Genomic DNA, 5,273 nt, shown 5'->3' on the forward strand with positions numbered 1-5,273 from the left:
TCGAGCCTTCTCCATTTTAAATTTGGCACAATCAATCCATTATAAGATCTATTTAAATTGTATTTATTTTCAATTTTTCCATCATTTAACACGACATCAAAACTACCTGATAATGCAATTATAAATTCATTAGATTCTTTAAAAGCATGACCTCCCCTAACTTCTCCTCCAGGAACATCATAAATCCAATATGTTCTTTTGATTGTGAAAGGTATTTGAGCTCCGTTTTCAAAAAAACTTAAATTACCTCTAGGATCTAAAATTTTAGGCAAATTTATTAATTCAACTCCTTCCATTATAAATTTACAATTTTCTGAATATATTCTCCATAACCACTTTTACCATACTTTTTTGCAACTGCTAAGGCTTGGTTCTTATCTATAAACTTATGTAAATATGCTATTTCTTCAATACAAGCTATTTTTTTATCAGTTCTTTTTTCAATTACTCTAACAAATTCAGAGGCATCATCCATAGAATCTACAGTTCCTGTATCTAACCATGCCATTCCTCTTGTCATTATACCAACCTCTAATTCCTCTTTTTCTAAATAAATCTGATTTAAGGTGGTTATTTCTTTTTCCCCTCTATGTGATGGTTTTACTTTTTTAGCAAATTCTACAACTCTATTATCATAAAAATATAGACCAGGAACTGCAAACGAAGACTTTGGCTCTGTTGGTTTTTCTTCAATACTAATCACTTTATTATTATTATCGAATTCAACAACTCCATATCTTTGTGGATCATGAACTGGATAAGCAAAAACAGCTGCTCCATTGATATTCATTTTACTTCTTAAAAGTGTACCTAAACCACTACCATAGAATATATTATCACCTAAAACTAAAGCTACTTTATCATTTCCTATAAATTCTTCTCCAATAATAAATGCCTCTGCAAGTCCATTTGGTTCTGGTTGAATTGCATAATCGAATTTACAACCGACTTGAGATCCATCTCCTAATAGATTTTTAAATGCTTCTTGATCATGAGGAGTTGTAATTATTAGTATTTCTCTAATTCCTGCAAGCATTAAAACCGATAAAGGGTAATATATCATTGGCTTATCATAAACAGGCAATAATTGTTTACTTACAGCTATAGTTAAAGGGTAAAGACGTGTACCTGATCCTCCAGCTAAAATAATTCCTTTCATAATTAATCAGTTGTATTGTTTTTTATAATAGTTAATGTAATCTCCATTAATAATATTATTCATCCAGGTTTTGTTATCTAAATACCAATCAATAGTTTTAGAAAGACCTTCTTCAAAAGTTACTGAAGGTTTCCAGCCTAATTCTTTATTAATTTTTGTTGCATCAATTGCATATCTAAGATCATGACCTGGTCTATCTGTTACATAAGTAATTAGTTTTTCACTTTCTCCTTTTGTTCTTCCAAGTTTTAAATCCATTTGTTGACATAGCAACTTAATTAAGTCTATGTTTTGCCATTCATTAAAGCCTCCAATATTATAAGTCTCTCCATTTTCTCCTTTATGAAAAACTAAGTCTATAGCTATAGCGTGATCGATGACATATAACCAATCTCTTGTATATTTCCCATCTCCATATACAGGTAATTTTTTGTGATTTATTATATTATTAATAAATAAAGGGATTATTTTTTCTGGAAATTGGTTAGCTCCGTAATTATTTGAACAATTACTAATAACGTATGGCATATTATAAGTTTCGCCATAAGTTCTTACAAAATGATCTGAACTTGCTTTACTTGCAGAATATGGTGAGTTAGGATCATACGATGTTGTTTCCGTAAAAAGACCTTCTTCTCCTAATGTTCCATAAACCTCATCTGTACTTACATGGTAGAATAATTTATCCTCCCATTTGTCTTGCCATAAATTCTTAAAGGAATTCAGCAAAACCATAGTTCCTAAAATATTGGTCTTAGCGAATGCTAAAGGATCTATGATTGATCTATCTACATGAGATTCCGCAGCTAAATGAATAACACTATCAAACTGATGCTCCTGAAACAATGCCTCAATATACTTTTCATTTGTAATATCTCCTTTTAAAAAGGTATAGTTTGAAGCAGATTCTATATCTGTTAAATTCTCTAAATTACCAGCATAAGTTAAAGCATCCAAATTAAAAATTTGGCAAGCTGGGTACTTGTTCACAAACAAACGTACAACATGTGAACCGATAAAACCAGCTCCTCCAGTAATTAAAATATTTTTCATGTGTTCAATATTAATATTATTTACCAACTCCTTTTATCTGAAAACCAATAGCAGACATCTTTTCTGTATCTAAAATATTTCGTCCATCAAATACAAATGCAGGTTTGTACATATTTTTATAAATAGTAGTCCAATCGTAATCAACAAACTCGTCCCATTCGGTTAATACTGCCACTGCATGTGACTTATACACAGCCTCCATTGGTTTGTTATAGGTAAATATTTGCGCTAACTTTTGCTTTATTTTTTCTTCACTTAAACCATTCAACTCCCATAAATAACGCATATCTGCTTTTATCTTTACTTCAGATACTTTCGGATCATACACATGTATTTCAGCCCCATCTTCTATTAGTGATTCTGCTACATAAATAGCGGCTGACTCTCTCGTATCGTTCGTATCTTTTTTAAATGCCCACCCCAAGAAAGAAATCTTTTTACCATTTACAGTATTAAATAAACTCGTAATAATTCTTTTAGCAAAACGGTATTTTTGATGATCATTCATGATGACTACCTGCTCCCAATAATTGGCAACTTCTGGCAAGTTAAAATGACGGCATAAATACACTAAGTTTAAAATATCTTTCTGGAAACAAGACCCCCCGAAACCAACAGATGCTTTTAAAAACTTAGGTCCGATTCTACTATCTGTACCAATAGCAAGTGCTACTTCGTCTACATTTGCTTCTGTAGCTTCACACAAAGCCGATAGGGCGTTGATCGATGAAATTCGTTGTGCTAAAAACGCATTGGCTGTTAGTTTAGACAACTCTGATGACCATACATTAGTCGTTAATATTTGTTTTGGACTTAACCAATGTGCATATACATCTACTAAAGATTGTATTGCCTCTTTTCCACTAGGAGTTTGCTGGCCTCCAATTAACACCCTGTCCGAAAATAACAAATCTTCAATAGCAGTACCTTCTGCTAAAAATTCTGGATTAGAAAGCACTTCAAAATTTACACCGTTTCCATTACTATCTAATATGGTTTGTAACGTTTGTGCAGTACGAACAGGTAATGTTGATTTTTCAACAATTATCTTATCATTGGTTGAAATTTCCGCTATTTGACGAGCACACAACTCTACAAATTTTAAATCTGCAGCCATTCCCTTTCCCTCACCATAGGTTTTGGTTGGTGTGTTTACAGCAATAAAAATCATGTCTGCTGCTGATATTGCACTATCAACATCGGTTGAAAAAAACAGGTTCTTACCACGTGCTTGGTCTACAACTTCTGCCAATCCTGGCTCGTAAATAGGTAATTTATTTAAATCGTCACTATTCCAATCCGCAATACGTTCTGCATTTAAATCAACAACTGTTACTTTAATTTCAGGGCATTTTAATGCAATTGCTGACATTGTAGGCCCACCAACATAACCAGCACCTAAACAACAAATATTTTTAACTTTTTTCATCTTTTTTTATTGTGAAATCTTTTTTTTCTAATCTTACTTAAATTATTTTATCCAGAGTTTCTAATTTAGAATATATGACGTAATTATCCTTAACGCGCTTGAACAGATATGAATTTTAAAATAGAAATCTTACTCAGCTTGTTTTAAAATTTCATGTCCTGCTTTTAAAAGATCAACATCTTTTTTCATTAAAGAAACATCACCTTTCATCATGTCTTTAACTAAATAAGCTAAATCATGTTCGGGAACCCAACCTAATTTATTTTTAGCTTTTGAAGGATCTCCAATTAACAAATCAACTTCCGTTGGACGAAAATAAGAAGGATCTACTGACAAAACTTCTTTACCTATTGCTATTTGAAAATCTTTATGATTACATGCTGTAACAAAAGCTTTCTCATCTACTCCTTCTCCTTTGAAGTCTAATTCTATCCCAACTTCACCAAAAGCTAAACGAACAAATTCACGCACTGTGGTAGTTACCCCTGTGGCTATCACCCAATCTTCAGGTTGTTTTGCTTGTAAAATCATCCACATCATACGAACATAATCTTTCGCATGTCCCCAATCACGTTTTGCTTCTAAATTTCCTAAAAATACTTTTTCTTGTAACCCTAAGGCTATCTTTGCAACTGCACGTGTAATTTTTCTTGTTACAAAAGTTTCACCTCTTCTTGGTGATTCATGGTTAAATAAAATACCATTACACGCAAACATGTTATAGGCCTCTCTATAGTTTTTAGTAATCCAAAAACCATAGATTTTGGCAACCCCGTATGGTGATCTTGGATAGAATGGTGAATTTTCATCATAAAACCCTCTCTCGTTTTTATTCTCTGGCATTCCTCCATACAATTCTGAAGTCGAAGCTTGGTAAATTCTTGTTTTCTTTTCTAAGCCTAAAATCCGTACTGCTTCTAAAATTCTTAAAGTACCTAATCCATCAACGTTTCCAACATATTCAGGTGTGTCAAAAGAAACCGCTACGTGAGACATCGCACCCAAATTATAAATCTCATCTGGTTGACATTCTTGAATAATACGTGTCAAATTCATTGCATCTGTTAAATCTCCGTAATGTAATTTTAGCCTTAAATCTCGAGCATGCGGATCTTGGTATAAGTGATCGATTCTGTCTGTATTAAACAAAGAAGACCTTCTCTTAACGCCGTGAACCATGTAGCCTTTCTCTAACAATAATTCTGCTAAGTAAGAACCATCTTGTCCAGTAATACCTGTAATTAATGCAACTTTCATAATTATAATTTTAGTTCTTTAATACCATCTATATTCTCTAAAAACCATTGGTAGGTTTTTTTAATACCGTCCTCTAATTCTGTTGAATATTCCCATCCTAGCTCTTTCATCTTGGAAACATTCATCAGTTTTCTTGGAGTACCGTCTGGTTTCGTGGCATCCCAAAGAATATTTCCTTGGTGACCAGTTATTTTTTTTATGGTTTCTGCCAGTTCTTTAATGGTAATGTCTTTTCCTGTTCCAATATTGTACAAGTATTCTGGTAAATTATTTTCTAGAGCATATACTACAGCCTCTGCCAAATCATCTACAAACAAAAACTCTCTCATTGGAGTTCCACTTCCCCAAAGCGTTACATCTGAATGCTTATTTTTT

The 5,273-nt window shown here is 32.7% G+C and carries 6 protein-coding genes; all 6 read right to left on the minus strand.

Annotation, left to right across the window (positions count from 1 at the left end):
• On the minus strand, nt 1-296 hold a 296-nt coding region (locus ACFDSN_RS11630), incomplete at its 3' end, for an FdtA/QdtA family cupin domain-containing protein (RefSeq protein WP_375240025.1).
• Entirely contained in the window at nt 296-1,159 is an 864-nt protein-coding gene (rfbA, locus tag ACFDSN_RS11635; RefSeq protein WP_375240026.1) for a glucose-1-phosphate thymidylyltransferase RfbA, read from the minus strand. The genes rfbA and ACFDSN_RS11630, both read right to left, overlap by 1 nt.
• 6 nt (nt 1,160-1,165) lie before the next feature.
• Nucleotides 1,166-2,212, minus strand: coding sequence for a dTDP-glucose 4,6-dehydratase (rfbB, locus tag ACFDSN_RS11640; protein ID WP_375240027.1), 1,047 nt, complete (start codon nt 2,210-2,212; stop codon nt 1,166-1,168).
• A 16-nt stretch (nt 2,213-2,228) separates the two neighbouring features.
• On the minus strand, nt 2,229-3,641 hold the full coding sequence (locus ACFDSN_RS11645; protein WP_375240028.1) for a nucleotide sugar dehydrogenase: 1,413 nt from the start codon (nt 3,639-3,641) through the stop codon (nt 2,229-2,231).
• 129 nt (nt 3,642-3,770) lie between these two features.
• Nucleotides 3,771-4,898, minus strand: coding sequence for a GDP-mannose 4,6-dehydratase (gmd, locus tag ACFDSN_RS11650; protein WP_375240029.1), 1,128 nt, complete (start codon nt 4,896-4,898; stop codon nt 3,771-3,773).
• Between the two features lie 2 nt (nt 4,899-4,900).
• A partial coding sequence (locus tag ACFDSN_RS11655) for an NAD-dependent epimerase/dehydratase family protein (RefSeq protein ID WP_375240030.1) occupies nt 4,901-5,273 on the minus strand: 373 nt, incomplete at its 5' end.

Source organism: Aurantibacter sp., assembly GCF_042094015.1.
Taxonomy (GTDB): Bacteria; Bacteroidota; Bacteroidia; order Flavobacteriales; family Flavobacteriaceae; genus Aurantibacter.